Genomic DNA, 18,124 nt, shown 5'->3' on the forward strand with positions numbered 1-18,124 from the left:
TAAACCCCTCTCAATATTAAAAATTACATATTATTCTGACTGATTCTCTAAATCTGCTTTCGCTTCTGCCATTAATTCACGATAATACATAATAAAACCAACGAACCACAAAACCAGAACAACAAGCGGCACATAATTTCCACTTAATGCCTGAAAGACATGGGAGATGGCGTATGTAAAGACCGGTCCGTTAATCAGACTATTGCTGATCAGCTCTCCCTGTTTCAAATCAATGCTGCCGGTCGCCATGGCAAGCTCCGTTAAAAACGGTGCAAATGCCGTTCCTACCCATAAAAAAACCGGTGCGCCAATAATACAGAGAATCAGCATCTGTTTTAGGTTTCCTTTTGTTACCAGAAATGCCGGCAGGGCCAGTGATGCACTCATCAGTCCGGCAAACGGAAGAATCATATTTCCCGGCAGGAACATGGAATATATCAGCATAAACGGAATGCTCCAGAGAATTGCCAGCCAGATCTCGTTGCATCCGCCGAGAATCGGCCAATCAAGTCCTACAATCAAGGTTCTGCCTTCAAATTTCTTATTCATAAAGGCACTGATTGCTTCTGAAATAGGAGACAGCGCCTGCATGAAATATTTTGCCACTACCGGAAACAGGGTCATAGAAGTGGCCGCTTTCACACCTAGTGTTAAAATAGCCGCCAGATTATATCTCGCCAAAATACCGAATAAACAACCGAGCAAAAATCCCATTACATGGTTCTCGGCAAAGATGCCGAACTTCTCTTTTAAGCGATCTGCATCAAAGCTGCCGCTAAGCCCCGGTATCTTTCGCAAAATGAGTGCAAATGGGTAAAGTACCGCTCCAAAAAACAGGGTTGTATGAGTACATGTAACACCTGGAATACCTGTCAGTTTTTCGATTCTATGCTGATGGGCGTCACCAGATTTCAGCTCCAGGATGATCTGTACTGCCGCAACTAAAAACGCCAGAAGCACACTCTTTGTTATGGAAACTACTGCAACCGCAGTGAATATTTTCAACCACACATTCCATAGGTCCGCATTGATGGTATTGGTCTTCTTTAATACCAGCATCAGAATATTCACACCGATCAACACCGGAAACATTAGAAAAGCGTATGGCCATGCCCAGGATATAGTCGCCATGGTACTCCAGCCACCGTCCACAATCGGCAGTGAGATTCCGGTGGCTGTCATAATCGCCTGTGCGGCAGGTGTAATCGCCTCTTTCATGAAAGAAATCAAAAGATTCATACCAGTAAATGCAACTCCAAGCGTGATGCCGGAAGACAGCGCATCCCTGATTTTCATGCCGACCAGAACACCGGCAATAATCATAATAATAGGAACAAAAACCGGTGCTCCCAATCCTAATAAAAAGTTGATAACATTACTTAATATTTGCATAATATCATTCCCTCTCCTTTATTCTTCTATTCCCCTCAACCTATTTACAAGCTTCCAGCAGCTTTTCAAGCTCCGCTTCCATATTGACACCTGTCAGAAATGCAATTCCGTTGATGAGCGGTACCGGATACTGTTTGGATAATTTTGTAATAGTGATATATGCCACACAGTTTTTAATTTCCGTATCCAGCGATTTAATATTTACCGCATCGACCTTTGCATCCACTTTTTTCTCTTTCAATAAACGGTTTATTTTACTGGCGATGGCTTGGGATGTTGCCACACCATTTGCACAAGCAACGATTACTCTCTTCATATTATTCCTCCAATCCATCCATAGATAAAATCAACTTTCTGTATTCATCAACACTTTTGGCTGCATCCAGCTTATCCATCAGCTCTGCATTCTGAAAATTTTGAACCAGAATCTGAAGCAGCTCAATATGCGCATCGGCACCTTCCTGACCTTCTGTTTTATGAAAGCCAAGCATAAAGACAAATTTCACATCATACATGACATCCGTGCCGGTCATCTCCCTCCATTTCACCGGCTTCTTTAATCTAATCGGTGCAATAAAAGGACGAATGATACAATCCGGGTCCGTATGGGGAATTGCAACTGCATAGGGTTCAATCCCCAAAGCGGTGGGATAATCTTTCTCCCGCTTCTTAATCGCTTCCAGAAATGTCGGCCTGACAAATCCCATCTCCTCAAGCTTACCGGCCATGTACTCAAATACCTGATCGGTATTTTCCGCCTCGATATCCAGCTGAATCAGCTCTTTATATACAATATCTCCCCTCACTGCTAACTCTCCTTATTTATCTTTTTAAAAGTTGGATGCGCGCATACATTTATTCAACCTTTATACGTTTATTATAAAAGATCTCTTTCTTATGTGCAATTTGTATTAAGCGTAATTGATGCGCCACCAGTTGCGCATAATTGTGATATGCAATTTTTGTGCGCAACACTTCACTTAACTCAACTGGATGTTCCGGATAAGATTCTATTTCCTACATTCTTTGTATCTACCGCCAGTGAAACTTCTGAGCCACTGGCCATCAGAATTACCTCCGGCTTTTCATTGTTTATAGTAAGTAACTTGAAAGCCTTATTTTACTGTGGTAAACTTGTTCTATATTACTATAGAATAACTCTTTTGATATGAGTAATAGTAAACTTTTACGCTCTGGAAGCAAATTTATATAACAGGAAGGTAATGCAAATGGATCATCAGGAATATTTTTCACAGGTTAAAACCAATTTTATCAATACAAAACAGGCAAATATCAGTGGGTTAGATACTCTCGTGATTTATGAGGAAGTATTTAAATGGAAATGGATTGCAACAAAGTTGAAAATATTTTCATTTGCAGCTTATACCGATAGGATTGACGAGAAGTTGATAAAAAACTACACCGGAAAATGTTTACAATATGCGTGTAAAAATAAAAAAGGCCTCCCAAGAGGTTTTCAAAACGGGGTTGTTAGTTACAGTATTTTAGTTTCGGAAAGCATAGATCCATCTGCGATATCTTTTGTGTCAAAAAGACCAGACAAACATTGGTCAGCCTTTGAAATGCCAATCATCGTTGATTTATCTAAAAAAGAACTGTATTATTACAAAGAAAACATTTTATGGGGAGCACTTTATGATTCGTTTTTGAATGAATATATTATTTGCAATTTTAATTTTAAGTGAGATTATGAGCATACCTTCCGAGCCACCCTTAAACCATATACCAGATAAAACCTCACTAATTATAAAATTAAGCGGTTACATCAAAACAATGATGCAACCGCTCTCTGCCCGCTACATACCTAGTATGATCCAGACAATGTTTGCATAAGAGCAGTGGAAATCAATGGCGCCTTGCGGTATAACAGCAGAAAGCAGAAATTTGATTGCAGGAAAGGAGGACAAAAATGTTACCAGCCATAATAGACAGACGCAGCATACGGAAATATAAAAGTATAGATGTACCTAAACCTATGATAGAGGAAATTTTACAGTCGGGAATGCTTGCACCATCCTCAAAAAACCGTCAGCCATGGAAATTCATTGTAGTGACAGGCAGTGCAAAGAAGGATATGCTTGAAGTTATGAGTAAAGGATTAAAGCGGGAAAAAGAATACCCGCTTCTTCCGGGAAGCGCACAGTACCTCAGCGGTGCGGAATATACTTTAGGAATCATGGAGCAGGCGCCTATTATTATTTTTATTGTTAATTCACTTGGAATAGATATCCATTCTTTCTTGAATCCCGAAGAACGCATTTATGAAATCTGTAATGCTCAATCAATAGGCGCTGCAATTGAGAACATGACACTTACTGCTACCGAACTTGGTTTGGGCAGCTTATGGATTTGTGATACCTATTTCGCATATAGGGAACTGTGCGATTGGTTAAACGTTGATGGAGAACTTTTTGCAGCGATGGCCGTAGGATATGCAGACGAAATCCCTTTTGCCAGACCAAGAAAAAGTATGAAAGATGCTATTGAGTGGCGTGCATAACCAATGCTCCCGGTCATCGAAGCGTCGGATGCTGTCATCTCAAAAATATTGTCCAGGCATTCTTTTTGTAAAGTGATAGAGGAAGCCTTTTGGTGCCGAAATGCATTCATATACCATCTAATCTTCTCCTTTATGGTTTTTTCGGACTGATATGCCAATCCTGCCATAAATTATCCCGAATGTTGAGACTGTCTGTGAAATTGGCTGACAGCATTCCACTGTATTTATGCTGTAGATTTTCTCTTCATTTCCATTTTGGTAATAAATTCGGTCACAGGATACATAAAACCACGGCGTCCAATCGTTGTTAAGTTTACGGTTATCACTGCCGTTGATATTCATACTGTAAAGAGTTCCATGATCATAGCTGTTAGTATAATAAATCTTTTCACCTTGAATCGCACAATTCCCACAGTTATTTACAGCCTTTGATATCCATAATCACAGTGAAATGGTGCGTCGATTGCAATATTCTCTCCCATGCCACCTAACAATTCCCGAAGAATCGTATTTCTTTTTTCTGAATCTTGATAATCAGTAAAATAATATGTTCTTGTTAATTCTCTTGCACGGGAAATTGTATCTAATATATCTTTGCTGGCAGTTTCTAAAAATTCTGATTCTTCATACTGCATAATATTCCCTCTATCGAAAGCTATTCTCAACGACTCCCGGCAGCAAGTCATAAATAGAACAGCCTATTTTCTTTTCAAACAAAGACTTTATTTCTAAAATCTTTTTCCAACGGTCTATGGTAGCAGAATGGAGGCCATAACGGATTGTTACATCAACAAACCGTTTTTCTAAAATGCAGAAACCTGTTGGCAGTGCTAACGCATCACATAGTTGTACCAGCCTGTCATAATTATCATATACTGCACTGTTTATGAATTGCTTCATAAACTGATAATCTTCTTCACTCACATCAAATTCGCCAATAGAGGTATCAATATCCTGTATCATAAACGCATGGGAAATGCAGATTTGAGCCGCTTTTTCCCATTCACGCTCCATGCAATAACGGTATCCGTCTATCAGGTGTTTTTCTGAGCTTACTCCGGCATATCGTCCAATATCATGCAATAAGCCTAAAGTATATGCCATATCATCAGAAAGGTTATTACAATGCAGCGCTATATTTTTACAAGCCATTGCAACGTAGCGGGAATGGTCTATCCAAAGCCCAGGATTAGATTTTGCTGCCTTTTCTAATTCAAATTCTGCTTTTTCACTATCTAACTTTATATTTCTAATTCCTTTTTGATATAGTAGGAGCCTGACCCGCAAAATGACCAAGCTCCTTTATTGCGAAGTGTTTCAAATTACTACTTAGCAGTCTCCAATTGTGAAATATACTATACTAAAATAGTCTTTTATCGTTGGAATACTCAATGAGAGCCTCAGACAGCCTTTATTTTCCCTATGCTTTTGCAGCAACTCATTCTGAATACCATATTTTTTGTTAATATTTTCTTCACTTCCGTCCGGATACAATAGATTGACCACTCCGGAACACTCATTTACTGTTTCTAAAAAGTTTTTCATATTAAAGATTTTTAGTTTTACCATTGCACACCCTCCATTCAAAAAAAGTTTATATGGTGATTGCAATGAGTTTGCTGTTTTGATTGCCTATCACCTATACAAATATCATTATAGTGCAATCTCTTCTGAATAAATATCCTATTTCTGCCTTTGTATATCACTATCCTGCCATTTCTTGCGATACTCTAAGGGAGTACAGCCGACATGTTCCCGAAACACTTTACCAAAATAGCTGCTGCTTCCCAATCCGCAGGCATGACTGATAGATGTAATGGATTCCCGGCCTTTTGATAACATATTACATGCCATTTGCAGCCGGTAATTTTTTATATATTCCACCGGTGTCATATGCAGACAATCATGGAACGCCCGAAAGCACTCACGTTCACTGAAAAAGGCGGCAGCGGCAATTTCCGCAATTGAAATTTTTTCTGCATAATGATCATGAATATATATCATCATCAATTTTATTTTATCATTTATTTTATTGTAATCTCCCTTTTTCTCAAGTAAAGGGAGAGATATGGTAAGAAGATGGAGCCATATTTCAGACAAAGCCGTTCGCAGTTTTACTTCATATCCAAAATCACTTTCAGAAAGGTTAAAGGATTCACAAATTGTATTTAATAACTCTGCCTGTATGGGATTATCAGGATATAATGCTATGATTTCTACCTGCGGAGCCGTAATAACTGGTGAAATAAATTTTTGTTCAATCCGGCTTCCCAGCTCGCCGCCTATAAAAGAAGTATCAAAAATATGCAAAAGCTGAACAGTTCCATTTGCTTCCGCCTGAGGTCTTGTCATATGGAGTACATTGGAATTGACCATTCCGCCGGAGCCTGCTGGAAATACCATTTTTCCTTTTGGGGTATAATACTCTAATTCACCGCTTTGCATATAAAAAAGTTCTACTGCTTTATGCCAGTGCCAGGGTACGAAAGGATCGATATATTTATCCATTTCAACGCGAGAAGCAATGTATTGAAAATTGGATACAAAATCAGGTAATAATTCTTCTTTACTTCCTGTATGAAATTCGATGTTGGAGATATTCCTCAAATCTTTTCCCCTCCTTTTTATGATATCTACAGTCCTTTTTTGCCTTTTCCAGCTTTGTTTCTTCCCATTTTTCTAATATTCTTTTCCAGCCTGACAGCCCTAATATTCTCATTATAACATGAATAATCAAACATATGGGAATATTAGATTCCTTATACGATTCAGTCTGTTTGAAATTATCTTTCCTATTCTCCAGAAGCCGGTTATAGGGTAGTGATTACATATAGTTGCAGAGCATATGATTGCATATAGATCTTTAGAAAAATAAAATACTATGTTTTTCGTTCTCCAAAAACATGAACCATACTTTATATCTGATGATAAAAAGACACATCCTCGCAGTTGAAAATATACCTTTTCCTGCTATTAATGAAAAAGGAAGTATCAGTCTTTATTTACCAATACTTCCTTTTTTATTTTGTTATTGTATTTAAGTAATCATCGATGAAAACTTATTTTTAATTTCTACAGGACGCATGGCCTTCACATACTATTCCATATAATTCACGAAAGTGCATTACCGTCATTCCGAAGTCATGTAAAATCTTCTGTACTTCCCTTTATCAAATTTATATAAGGTGTACTTCCTCATTAACCCGCAGCCCATATTTCTATTTCTATTTTTATTGCCTCCAAACCTAAAGCATTTACATAAGCAATTGTCATAGAGGGGGGAATTTCTCCGAAAAAATCACAATAAATCTTATAGAAATAATCCCAATCGATTTCTTCTTTTGACCATATATTTACCTTTATAACATTATCCGGTTTCAAATCTATACTTTTAAGTAGGTTTGATATATTTATAAATGTATTTTTTACTTGTTGATTAAACTCCTCCGGAATATTTCCGTCTAAATCCGCTCCAATTTGTCCTGAAAATGTATAAAACGTTGCATTAGGATCTATTTTTGTTATATGGGTATAATTCCCCACTGCTTTGCTTATTCTCCCTGATGAAGATAATCTTGTAACTACATTATTATTCATTTGATAACATCCTTTCTCTGTTGGATAAGTAATTTCTAACACTATATACCATCAAATATACAGTTATCCACTGCCAGAAATTTACTCTATAAAAACAGAGATGGAATGTTCGTTATTTTTTATACTGCTATTTATGAAAACCAATCTCATTCCCTCACCACCCTTTTAAAGGATTATATAGTTGATAAAAGCTATAGTCAAGTATTCATTTATAAAACTGGCAAAAGCAGGCCAGCGGTGCGTTCTTCACACATTTTTTTAGAATATCCTGCCTTGTGGTAAGCGATGGGAACATCATGAGTTTGGGAATAATTGTGAATAGATAATCTAAGGGCCTTGGCCAAACTTGAAAGTGTTCCCACACTGCATCGGTCCAGCCTGGTTTTTCCAGAATAAATATCTGCAAGGGTCGGCCATGATATCCCACTGATTTTTGATAAATAATAACGGGATATATTCATATCTGGCAAAGGTTGTTGCATTGTCATTTTCATCACCTGTCAAAATTATATCGGTGTCCCGATGCAGTGCCAAGAAAAGCTCAGATAGGAAAACTCAGAAGATTTCAACAACTTTTTAAGCAGAAACTATTTTATCTGGTTCCACTTATTATTTCTCTTTACGAATTGGGATTTGCAGGTTTTCCTACAGCAAAAGTTATAACGATTTCAAATAATACAGTAATCTTTCTTTGGTTAGCGGTTCTGCATGGCCTAAAATACAATATTTGCAATCAGTACTTTCTATCAAATTTATCAACTTATCTAATTTATCTCTGTCCATATAAGAATCATTAAAGAAATCCTCACTTGTCGAATCTCCCAAAAATAATATTTTTTCTTCGGGTACATAAATAAGCACAGTATCCTCGGAATGGGGTGATTCTGCATGAAAAATCCTTGCAGTCACTCCACCCAAATTAATAGTAAGTTCTTTTTCAAACTGAATATCTGATCGTACGACAACAATTTTTTTGTTATCTCCGTACTCTCTATTGAGACATTCATCATCCTTTTTTAAAAATTGTACATATTCATTGTCTGATAGTTTGGCTCTTTCGATGTCTAAAAACTCGTTCGTTCTATTATGAGCAATAGATAGCCCGTGAATATGGTGCATTCCAAACGTGTGATCCCAATGCCAATGGGTTATAACTGTAAAATCCGGTTTTTTTAATCCCTTAGACTCTAACGCACTATAAAACTCATCAACATGATCTGCTGAATTACCTGCATCAACAGCCATCATGATTTTTTCACCTTTTAAATAAACCAGCATAGGACGGTCTGTTTCCTGCTGATGTGGATAATAAAATATCCTGTCATTTAATTTTTTAAGTTCCATTTATCATCCCACCTTTCCGGTAACAAATCTTGAAGCAATATTTAGCTTTCTCAAAAGTCAAAATTATTTTGTAAAAGAGGGGTATTAATTGGCCCCGGCAACACACAATTGACTCGTATCCCATACTCTGCATACTGCTACCTGTTACAACCGCTACCTTTTTATCTTCCATAAATATATATATCTTCTATTCGTTATGAAATTCCGTTTTGCTTCCCATTATGCCCATAATAGTTAGTTATGAATATTTACGTAATAACTCTTTAGGAATATGACAATAGTCATTAGGGCACCTATCTAATCTATCTTGATGTTCATCTGCACTTTTGACATAATTCATAAGTGGCAGGACTTCCACTACAACTTTTTCCCTATCCGCCCTTTCTGCTATATAATTCTTGGCATCTTCCAAATGTCGAGGCACTTTACTGTATACACCTGTGCGATATTTTTTCCCCACATCATTCCCTTGTTTATTCACACTGTAAGGATCTATAATCTCAAAAAAATAATCCATTAGTTGAGAAACAGTTACAATTCCAGGGTCAAATTCTGTTCTTACACATTCAGCATAACCATCATACTCGCCTTCCAGAGTATTTGAGTGACCATTTGCTCGTCCTGCTTGAGTATTAATAACACCGTTTAGTGTTTTGATAAATGCTTGTACACCCCATAGACAGCCACCTGCAAAATATATTGTTTCAACCATAGCATTCACCTATTTTCTTTCATCAAATATGAATAATCTGTACTTCACATTGGAATTTGTTATTTTCAGACACCTATAGTATAGTCTATATTTCCTCAACTTTGTATAGGTCTGTTCTTCTTGCACTCAAAAGAGGCAATTGATTTCGGATACTTTTATTCATTTCCAAATCAAAGTCAATCACGGCTGTTGTTGGCTTTTCATCCGCACGGTAGACAACGTCTCCCCATGGTGAAACCACAATAGAATTTCCATACGAAATATAAGGACCATTTTCATCCCTGGCAGGAGCTACACCAATAGTATATAATTGGTTATCAACTGCTCTCTGGCGGAATAGAAGTTCCCAATGGGCAGGACCCGTCGTCATATTAAAAGCAGCAGGAACAACGATCATTTGCGCATCATTCAATGTCATAATACTGCTAAGTTCAGGGAATCGCATATCGAAGCAGAGACAAAGACCTATTTTGATACCGAAAGCTTCAAACATAGTAATGCTGTCTCCTGCAGAAAAAACATCAGATTCTTTAAAGCTCTGACCGCCTTTAACGTCAATATCAAAAAGATGAATTTTTCTGTGTCTTGCTATCTCATTTCCGTTAGGGTTAAATACAAATGAAGCATTGAATATCTGGTTTCCATCTCTTTCTGGCATGCTTCCGCCAATAAGAAATACACCGTTATTTTTTGCCGCATCAGACAACGTTTTCCATGTCTGTTCTCCTGCTTGTTCAGCATAGACTGGAAAATCCTTATTGGAATAAGGACACATAAACATTTCAGGAAGTATGACCAACTCTGCACCCTGTTGGGTACACTCGTAAATGCTCTGTACAGCATATGAAAGATTCTTTTCTTTATCCCTTGTAACTGGCATTTGTATTAATCCGATTTTCATATTGGACTCCATCATATTTTTTCTTAATCTCTTTTTTCCGAATCCTGAATATCCTTCGGTATTTGATTTGTAAAATCAGTACTCATCAAAAAATCAGCGGTTTGCGCCTTTCAATATCAATAAATATATCAATTGCTGTTTGCTATTTTTATCATGGCTGTTAATGCCCGATAGATATCAATAATTGTTTTTCCACTATATGATACAATATTGGGACTGATAAGTTCTGTTCCAGGCATTATTGATGCGGATTCAGCCTGACCGCTGTTAAGGAAAGTAACTCTCATTTCAATTGGCCCTTGTATTTTTACAGGGTCGATATTCCTTGCATTCATCAAAGCAACTTTACTTTTTTCTTTTATTTTTTCAAATGCTACGGATGGCGCTAAACATTTTGCCGCATATCTTCCATACGATGTTTTAACTACAACTGATTCAATTGGAGAATTTACGTCTTTTACTTCCTGCTCCAGAATGTTGTCACCTGATACTAAAACAACCGGAACATTAAAATGACCTGCAACGCATGCATTCATATAAAACTCTCCAACATCTTTACCATTTATATTTATATTTGAAATAACACCTCCATGAAAAGAGTGACTCAAAACACCACTTGTATTCATCCTGGAATGATAGCCTATAAATATTGCTGCATCAAACGATGAATCTAGTCCTTCCAACATTGCACCCTTATGAGATGGACCCATAATTAATTGGGCTTTACTGTTCAAAGATTCTATAAGTATATTAGTTCCGGCACTATGAAGATCATTTACGACAATTTCTGTTGCACCAATCTCAATTGCTCCTTCGATAGCAGCATTAACCTCTTGAGTCATAAGTTCTCTTGATCTCTCATAATCCCGCTCCCCAGGTAATACCTGATTAATAGCAGTAATTCCGCTTATGCCTTCAATATCTGATGAAATATATATCTTCACAATATCACACCTTTCATATGATTCTTTAATAAAATATTAAAAAGGAAACATTCCATACTCTCTCTAAATAAATACTATTAAACATTTGAGATTTGTTTTTCCAATTCTATTGCCCCCTGAAGTGTAACAAAATATCCTCAACCGATTGCTTCGGTGACTGTTCTGAGGTGTCGAGCCAAAATCCAATTTTAGGAGTTTCCCTCACAAAGTCCGCATATAAAGCCTCCGGCGTAAAACCGATATATCCAACCTTTCCCCGCAACGCCTCACGCTTCTTTACTGTTTCCACATTTGGGCAAAGCACTACTACATGAACATTCCGATCCCCCAGCATATCTAACATGCGGGGAAGTTCTTCGCCGTAGTAATTATCCTGCATAACAACGGAAAATCCGTTATCATAATAGGTTCTGGCCGCTTCTGCAGCCAAGCGATAGCGCAGATGCAGCTGTCGAACTGCTTCGTCAGATGGCTGTGCGGACATCTCTGCACGACCTGATACAATCATTGTACGAAATATATCACCGTGCAAATGTACACAGTTCTCAATTTTTGAAGCGAGCAGTTCTGCAACTGTTGATTTTCCTGATGCCATAACACCAGTAATTAAATATATTGCTTTCTCCAGCATAACACGTCTCCTATTGATACTTATTAAATCCGTAAAGTATTTTATCCCAACGATAAATTGGTATTTGTGTATCTAAATATAGGGATACTCCCCACTGCAATACTAATTTTCCTCTATAAACGGAATAAATGTTGGATGTTCGTAAACATACTTTCCAATAATTTCTCCTGCCTGTTCCTCACTGATTGGTTCTGCATTTTTCGCATCAGCTTCCGACACCGTTGAATAAAACCATGGATTAACCCTATCTTTCGTCCCATCATAAATAACTGATTCCACTAATTGAAGCTCTGATCCATAAAAGTTAAAATAAGAATAGCTAAAGTTCGCAGCACCGCTGGCACCTTCATTTGCAATCATCCCATTCTCGCAGAAGTAATATCTGTTACGCTCCCATCCATTTAATACATGAATAAGATCTCCGTCAGAAATTGTATACATGCCATAGATAACGCCATTCCACGGATCACTAAGTGATGGATCCGTTGTATTTCCTCCCCATATCAGCTCATCGACTCCGTTTCCATCTACATCTTCTATTAAATATCCCAGTGTTTCATCAGCCCCACTTGTTTTTATAACAGTGCTAAAACCATACTCCAACGGTATTTCTTCCTCTTTCTTTACGATACATTCTCTTGCAGCTGATATCACTTTCTCATAATATTCATTTTCTTCTATATGTTCTTCCTGATTATCTTCGGATAAAACAGTTGTTTCCACGTTATTCTCAGATTGCACTTTATCGTCTGCGTCAGCGCTGCATCCTGCTGTCAATAATGGTACACAAATGCACAAAATACCAACAAGAACCTTATTCTTCAACTGACCATAACCTTGTCTAACACACGAATCAAAAATATATGTTTGCCTTCCAAAATTAAACATCACAACTCACCTCAACAAGTGTATTTTAAAATCCTGATATATTTAATACAGAAAAATGTTTCTTCCAAATTATGATCTTCCTTTATTGTAGCATGTACAGTTATAATTGCAAATTTTTCACATCAATATACTTCTATATAAAAGATATACTAATTATAACATGGCAACCTGTATTTTTCGATGCTTAATTTAGTAAGGCTAATATCCCCAACCCACTGGAAGCCTTAGCCTTAACCATTTTCAGAAGTTCCTTTGCCTTTGTTTTTTTTTACTTTTTTCAGCCTCTTATAATTAATCACCGGTTCTGTAGATTGCTTTGTCAATTTTTTTGCAATTGTTAGAAATTTGATATTGACCACATTGGTCGGTTGTGTTATATTGAAATCACCGACCAGTGTGGTCAATCCATATATAAGGAGTGTGGTAACAATGCATGAAAATTTCATCGGACTAAAAGAGGAAAAGAGGGATATTATCATAAATTCGGCCCTGCTGGAATTTGCTGCAAAAGGTTATGATCTGGCTTCCACCAACGAAATGGTAAAGGCGGCAGGCATCTCAAAAGGAGCTCTGTTCCACTACTTTGTGAGCAAGAAAGATTTGTTCTTCTTCCTTTGTGACTATGTATTTGAGGTGGTCAGCAGGGAATTTTACGAGCAGATTGGCCATTGCAGCGGCGACCTGCTCATTCGTTACCGCCGGGCCGCCATGCTCAAGGGAGCGGTTTATCAGCGCTACCCCCCGATGTTCGAGTTCATCAAGCGGCTGACCGTGGAAAAGTCACCCGAAATCGCTGCCGATCTGAAAGAGCTGCTTGAAAAGATGATAAAGTATGGCTATGAATGCCTGCTGGGCAATTTAGATACATCTTTGTTCCGGCAGGACGTACCAGCCAGCAAAATCCGAGACCTCATCAGTTGGGCGCTGGAGAACTACGGCAACCGTTCACTCGAATTGATTGGAGAGAAAAAGGTGGTAGACATCAACATTGAGGCTCTCAACGCTGACTTTGACGAGTATTTGGAAGTGCTGCGCAAATGTTTCTATAAACAGTAAAGGAGGAAAATGATATGTCTGCTATCGAAATACATGACTTAACCAAGCGGTTTGGCAAGACCTCCGCCCTGAATGGCCTTGATCTTTCCGTGCCCCAGGGCAGTATTTACGGCTTTATCGGCCCCAATGGTGCAGGAAAATCCACTACCATCCGTATTTTGCTTGGCTTGCTAAAAAAGAATGACGGGCAAGTAAAGCTGCTGGGCGGCGACCCTTGGCGGGATTCGGTGGAACTGCACAAGCGTTTGGCTTATGTACCCAGCGATGTACAGCTCTGGGATAACATGACCGGCGGTGAGGTCATCGATTTTCTCGGTCGGATGCGGGGTAACTATTCTAAGGAACGCCGGATGCAGTTTATTGAACGGTTTGATCTCGATCCCACAAAAAAATGCAAGACCTACTCCAAAGGCAACCGCCAGAAAGTGGCACTGATCTCAGCTTTTGTATCCGATGTGGAGCTGCTTATCCTCGATGAACCCACAACCGGTCTTGATCCACTGATGGAGGGCATATTCCAGCAGTGCGTCAAGGAGATGCAGGATGCCGGAAAAACAGTGTTTCTCTCCAGCCATATTCTTTCGGAGGTGGAAGCCGTTTGCGACCAGATCGGCGTCATACGTGGAGGGAAAATGATCAAAGAATGCAGTATGGAAGAACTAAAAGCACTCATCCATCAACAAGAACCACCTACATTGGAAGCATTATTCTTGAACTATTACAAGAAGGATCGTGAAAGGGGGCGATTAACGTGAAGAAATATTTTCACGGCACACTTTCTCTTACCAAGCTATACCTGCGGCAAAACCGCATCTTCACATTTGTCTGGCTGCTGCTACCCGGAGTATGGGTGGCCATTAACACCATATCGTCGCTAGTGCTGTTCCCTACGCAGAGCGCGTTGGCAGAGATGGGTGTCAGTCTCATTGATCCATTGACAAATGCTATGCACGGGCCGTTGCTGGATATTTCAGTGGACGGATTTGTCGCTTGGCGTACCAAAGTGTTTTTAGTGCTGTTAGGCGGGATTTTCAGTATGATCCACATGATTCGCCACACCCGGCTGTCCGAAGAGCAAGGCACGCGGGAGCTGCTGGAAGCCAATGTTACCGGCAGCCTTGCAACCTTGACGGCGGCATTAGTAAATATGATTATCACTAATGCCATTGCGGCAGTGCTGACCATATTTACAATGGTTGCACTTGGTCTGGAGGTTATGGGTTCACTGGCCCACTGCCTGGGCTTCTTTGCATCTGCCTCTGTGTTGGGGATTCTGGCAGGAACAGCCGCGCAGTTCTTTGTAAGTGCCACGGCGGCACGGGGGATGTCCTTTGGACTGTTGGGAGCACTGTTTGGCCTGCATATTATGTGGAATGTGAGCGGCGGACAAAATCTTCTTGCTTACTTCAATCCGCTGGAATGGCCGTTGTTGGTACGGCCTTTTGCCGGAGAGCATTTCATAGTGCTTTTGATTCCGCTTGTGTTGGGTGCGGCTCTGGCGGCTCTGTCTATGTGGTTGATGGCACATCGGGATGTTGGTGCGGGACTTGTGCCCCAACGGACGGGCAGAGCTTTTGCAAAGCCGGGGCTTTGTAATCTTACTGCTCTTGCCTGGCGCACGCAAAAGAGCCTGTTTCTCGCATGGTTTTGCTTTTACGGAATCTTTTCCTTCGCCATGGGCTACGCCAGTTACTTGATGGTGAACGCCGTCAGCTCAGCGGATGCTCTGACAAGTCTGATTGAGCGGCTGGGCGGTATAGACCGGGCGTTTTTATCTCTGATGTTGTATATTTTCGGGATGCTGATCTCTGTTTATGTGATGATGTCGGCAGGTATTCTTCGCCAGGAAGAGACAGCAAAAGGCGAAACATTATTATCTTTGCCAGTACAGCGGGAAAGGTTGGTCCAGAGCCATATGGTCTACATCTTCGGTGGTTCGGCGGCTATTATGTTGATTTCTGGATTCTGCGCCGGCTTAGGTGCGGTAATCGGTACCGGGGACGGCACAGCGCTTTCCAGGCTTTTCTTTGAAATGGCGGGGATGATTCCGGCAATCTGGACTATTGGTGGTATCGCCCTGTTGCTTTTCGGTACGATGCCAAGATGGATGAGCGGAATCAGTTATGGCGTGCTCACTCTATTTCTCCTTATGGAGATCTTCTGGGAGCAGCAACAGATTCCCGAAGTACTCTATGTCCTTTCCCCCTTCTCTTGGATTACACCGTTAAAAGCCACCCAGCCAATGGCCGCACCGCTGGTGCTGTATATTGTGACAATTATATTGACTGGAATTGGAATCAGCCTGTTCCACCGAAGAGATGCGGCGCTGTAATATCGGGACAGCTGAAAATATTGTGAATAAATAAAGATAAGGGATTGATACTGTTTTTAGTATCTAATCCCTTTTTTTATCATGATTTTAATTTGGGCGGTGATAAATAGGTGGCATTCCCACCAACTACTCTATTAGCTTCATTTAAAATACTAATTAATTCGAGATAGTAAGCAAACACTAAATATTTTGATGCCCGAAACATTTTGTGCAGTTTATGCTCATCAAACGGAAGAAATTCTGCTATTGTGAATCCGACAACATCGGAATTCTTAGTTATACACTTCAGTACGCCAGAAAGCTTCCCCATTGTCATCTTACCGCTGCCGCTGCCATCTCCAACCAACTCTTTATTTGCAAAATAGGTAGAGTGAAATAGTTTTGTTCAATTTCTTTTACACTAACCCGTACAGATAAATCATATAATTCCCAATCCCACTGGATTTGCTTATTGAGTTCAAGCCTTCCACTACTTTTAGTAAACCAAAACTTTGTAGTAATGGAAGGGTTGATAAATGCTTCATATACTTGGGCAACTTTTCAACCTATCCTCCAGTTGGGCAAGAACCAGCGGCCATGCCTGTTCATGCTTGTCCCTTGATTCTTCATCTGGAAACCCTGCATGATTTAATTGTAATACTGTTCCACTCTCAATTTCTTTTAATTCCACAGTCACAACAGTTTCGGCGCCTTTGGTTCCGTCAGCACCTGTCAGCCATGTAAGTTCGACCAGTTGGTCAGGCACAAGTCGAAGAAAACGGCCATAATGAGGATGGCGCTTCCCTTCAAAGGCTGTTTCAAAGTAAAAAACGGTGTTGACTTCTCCTTTCATTAGGACTGAACCTGGTTCTGCAAACCATAGATCAAACTGTTCAGTCCAAACACGGTACAATACATGGGCTGGAAATGGTATTGTCCTATCTACAGAAAGACTAAGTGGCCGTAATGATAAATCAGGTGTACAAATTGGCATTGTTTGTTTCATAGGTTAATCTCCTTAAATTAAATGTTTATTCTGCTAATAACACATTATAAAATCCGCTGTTAAAACTTTCCGATAAATTACTACTTTGACACAATATGGATTTCACTATAATCAGATTAGTCCCATACAATTTCTAAACATCTAAACCCCTCTGGAATAGGTGGAATGCGTGAAAAAACATTTAATTCTGAGTCCTTTATTGCAATTACCCCATCAGAGCATAACCACTCGCAATTTACCAATTTTTCTACTTCCGCAGGTTGGGCAGTTGTGCAGAGCGCGATTGTATCTCCGGAAAGATTTAATATTTCTTTCCCATCACATTCTTCGATTTCCGTATCATCATGGAGGACAACTCGAACCCAGGCCATCTTTGGTATTAATTCGACTTTATGCAGAACCTCCCATATTTCAGCAAGCGAAGGGCGGCCATAGCCCCATTGATTTGGAGCAATGGAATCTTCAATCGTGTTACCATTAAAAAATTCGTCAAGGGTTAATAAAGGAAGCCACTCTCCATATTCTTTCAACAGTTTTTTGAATGTATCCAATTCTATCATAGTTATAACCTCTCTTTCAGCTTCAAATATAACTTATGATTTAACAGTGCTTTATCATAATAAGTTCTGGCTGCATCTGCCGCCAAACGATAACGTAAATGCAGATGCAAACTTTCCTGTTTCCCTTATCTTTTTGATCTCATTTCGTATTTTACTATATAAGCCTGCGGCGTAATCTTTTGGCAAAGAGTTCCAATCAGTTCATAAGGTATCGTCTCCAGCTTTTTAAACCGGATGCAGCTTTTACCCATATCCAGTTTA

The 18,124-nt window shown here is 39.4% G+C and carries 23 protein-coding genes; 5 read left to right on the plus strand and 18 right to left on the minus strand.

Annotated features, from left to right (window positions below; all coding sequences use genetic code 11):
* Positions 1-30: 30 nt before the first annotated feature.
* The 3 genes from V7M78_RS19105 to V7M78_RS19115 are packed head-to-tail and all read right to left on the minus strand — an operon-like array spanning position 31 to position 2,198.
* Entirely contained in the window at positions 31-1,392 is a 1,362-nt protein-coding gene (locus tag V7M78_RS19105; protein WP_333651966.1) for a PTS galactitol transporter subunit IIC, read from the minus strand.
* Between the two features lie 40 nt (positions 1,393-1,432).
* Complete coding sequence (locus V7M78_RS19110) at positions 1,433-1,708, minus strand: PTS sugar transporter subunit IIB (protein WP_333651967.1); 276 nt, start codon at positions 1,706-1,708, stop codon at positions 1,433-1,435.
* 1 nt (position 1,709) lies between these two features.
* Positions 1,710-2,198, minus strand: a complete 489-nt coding sequence (locus tag V7M78_RS19115; RefSeq protein WP_333651968.1) for a PTS sugar transporter subunit IIA — start codon at positions 2,196-2,198, stop codon at positions 1,710-1,712.
* Positions 2,199-2,621: 423 nt separating this feature from the next.
* On the opposite strand from V7M78_RS19115, the gene V7M78_RS19120 reads away from it, so the two are divergent.
* Complete coding sequence (locus V7M78_RS19120; protein ID WP_333651969.1) at positions 2,622-3,098, plus strand: hypothetical protein; 477 nt, start codon at positions 2,622-2,624, stop codon at positions 3,096-3,098.
* Positions 3,099-3,322: 224 nt separating this feature from the next.
* The gene (locus V7M78_RS19125) at positions 3,323-3,913 is read left to right on the plus strand and encodes a nitroreductase family protein (RefSeq protein ID WP_333651970.1); all 591 of its coding nucleotides are present in this window, start codon (positions 3,323-3,325) and stop codon (positions 3,911-3,913) included.
* A gap of 117 nt (positions 3,914-4,030) precedes the next feature.
* Here the strand turns inward: V7M78_RS19125 and V7M78_RS21665 are convergent, their stop codons facing one another.
* The 13 genes from V7M78_RS21665 to V7M78_RS19185 all read right to left on the minus strand — a co-directional run bounded on the left by V7M78_RS21665 (position 4,031) and on the right by V7M78_RS19185 (position 12,930).
* Positions 4,031-4,348, minus strand: a complete 318-nt coding sequence (locus V7M78_RS21665; RefSeq protein WP_442914681.1) for a DUF5050 domain-containing protein — start codon at positions 4,346-4,348, stop codon at positions 4,031-4,033.
* Positions 4,333-4,548, minus strand: a complete 216-nt coding sequence (locus V7M78_RS19130; RefSeq protein WP_333651971.1) for a maltose acetyltransferase domain-containing protein — start codon at positions 4,546-4,548, stop codon at positions 4,333-4,335. The genes V7M78_RS21665 and V7M78_RS19130 overlap by 16 nt, the downstream gene beginning before the upstream one ends.
* Positions 4,549-4,558: 10 nt before the next feature.
* On the minus strand, positions 4,559-5,158 hold the full coding sequence (locus tag V7M78_RS19135; RefSeq protein WP_333651996.1) for an HD domain-containing protein: 600 nt from the start codon (positions 5,156-5,158) through the stop codon (positions 4,559-4,561).
* 84 nt (positions 5,159-5,242) lie between these two features.
* A complete protein-coding gene (locus tag V7M78_RS19140; protein ID WP_333651972.1) occupies positions 5,243-5,482 on the minus strand; it encodes a ribonuclease HII in 240 nt (79 codons plus the stop codon).
* A gap of 114 nt (positions 5,483-5,596) precedes the next feature.
* Positions 5,597-6,316 (minus strand): helix-turn-helix transcriptional regulator, encoded by a 720-nt coding sequence (locus tag V7M78_RS19145; protein WP_442914680.1) that lies wholly within the window; start codon positions 6,314-6,316, stop codon positions 5,597-5,599.
* Between the two features lie 795 nt (positions 6,317-7,111).
* Positions 7,112-7,510: a RidA family protein gene (locus V7M78_RS19150; protein ID WP_333651974.1), complete on the minus strand. Its 399-nt coding sequence runs from the start codon at positions 7,508-7,510 to the stop codon at positions 7,112-7,114.
* A 209-nt stretch (positions 7,511-7,719) separates the two neighbouring features.
* A complete protein-coding gene (locus V7M78_RS19155) occupies positions 7,720-7,998 on the minus strand; it encodes a helix-turn-helix domain-containing protein (RefSeq protein WP_333651975.1) in 279 nt (92 codons plus the stop codon).
* Positions 7,999-8,167: 169 nt separating this feature from the next.
* Positions 8,168-8,854, minus strand: a complete 687-nt coding sequence (locus V7M78_RS19160; protein ID WP_333651976.1) for an MBL fold metallo-hydrolase — start codon at positions 8,852-8,854, stop codon at positions 8,168-8,170.
* Between the two features lie 238 nt (positions 8,855-9,092).
* Positions 9,093-9,566 (minus strand): peptide-methionine (S)-S-oxide reductase, encoded by a 474-nt coding sequence (locus V7M78_RS19165; protein WP_333651977.1) that lies wholly within the window; start codon positions 9,564-9,566, stop codon positions 9,093-9,095.
* An 85-nt stretch (positions 9,567-9,651) separates the two neighbouring features.
* A complete protein-coding gene (locus V7M78_RS19170; RefSeq protein WP_333651978.1) occupies positions 9,652-10,467 on the minus strand; it encodes a carbon-nitrogen hydrolase family protein in 816 nt (271 codons plus the stop codon).
* A 128-nt stretch (positions 10,468-10,595) separates the two neighbouring features.
* Complete coding sequence (locus V7M78_RS19175; protein ID WP_333651979.1) at positions 10,596-11,411, minus strand: M55 family metallopeptidase; 816 nt, start codon at positions 11,409-11,411, stop codon at positions 10,596-10,598.
* A 106-nt stretch (positions 11,412-11,517) separates the two neighbouring features.
* Positions 11,518-12,042: a phosphotransferase-like protein gene (locus V7M78_RS19180; protein WP_333651980.1), complete on the minus strand. Its 525-nt coding sequence runs from the start codon at positions 12,040-12,042 to the stop codon at positions 11,518-11,520.
* Between the two features lie 102 nt (positions 12,043-12,144).
* The gene (locus tag V7M78_RS19185) at positions 12,145-12,930 is read right to left on the minus strand and encodes a hypothetical protein (protein ID WP_333651981.1); all 786 of its coding nucleotides are present in this window, start codon (positions 12,928-12,930) and stop codon (positions 12,145-12,147) included.
* A 429-nt stretch (positions 12,931-13,359) separates the two neighbouring features.
* Between V7M78_RS19185 and V7M78_RS19190 the strand changes: the two genes are divergently transcribed.
* The 3 genes from V7M78_RS19190 to V7M78_RS19200 are packed head-to-tail and all read left to right on the plus strand — an operon-like array spanning position 13,360 to position 16,318.
* Positions 13,360-13,986 (plus strand): TetR/AcrR family transcriptional regulator, encoded by a 627-nt coding sequence (locus tag V7M78_RS19190; protein ID WP_333651982.1) that lies wholly within the window; start codon positions 13,360-13,362, stop codon positions 13,984-13,986.
* Between the two features lie 14 nt (positions 13,987-14,000).
* Positions 14,001-14,741 (plus strand): ABC transporter ATP-binding protein, encoded by a 741-nt coding sequence (locus V7M78_RS19195; protein ID WP_333651984.1) that lies wholly within the window; start codon positions 14,001-14,003, stop codon positions 14,739-14,741.
* Positions 14,738-16,318, plus strand: a complete 1,581-nt coding sequence (locus V7M78_RS19200) for an ABC transporter permease (protein ID WP_333651986.1) — start codon at positions 14,738-14,740, stop codon at positions 16,316-16,318. Before V7M78_RS19195 ends, V7M78_RS19200 begins: the two co-directional genes overlap by 4 nt.
* Positions 16,319-16,838: 520 nt before the next feature.
* Here V7M78_RS19200 and V7M78_RS19205 read toward each other — a convergent pair.
* Positions 16,839-17,303, minus strand: a complete 465-nt coding sequence (locus V7M78_RS19205; protein WP_333651988.1) for an SRPBCC family protein — start codon at positions 17,301-17,303, stop codon at positions 16,839-16,841.
* Between the two features lie 116 nt (positions 17,304-17,419).
* On the minus strand, positions 17,420-17,863 hold the full coding sequence (locus V7M78_RS19210) for a hypothetical protein (protein ID WP_333651990.1): 444 nt from the start codon (positions 17,861-17,863) through the stop codon (positions 17,420-17,422).
* Positions 17,864-18,124: the final 261 nt, after the last annotated feature.

Source organism: Lacrimispora sp. (genome assembly GCF_036758025.1).
In the GTDB taxonomy this organism is placed as follows: domain Bacteria; phylum Bacillota; class Clostridia; order Lachnospirales; family Lachnospiraceae; genus Lacrimispora.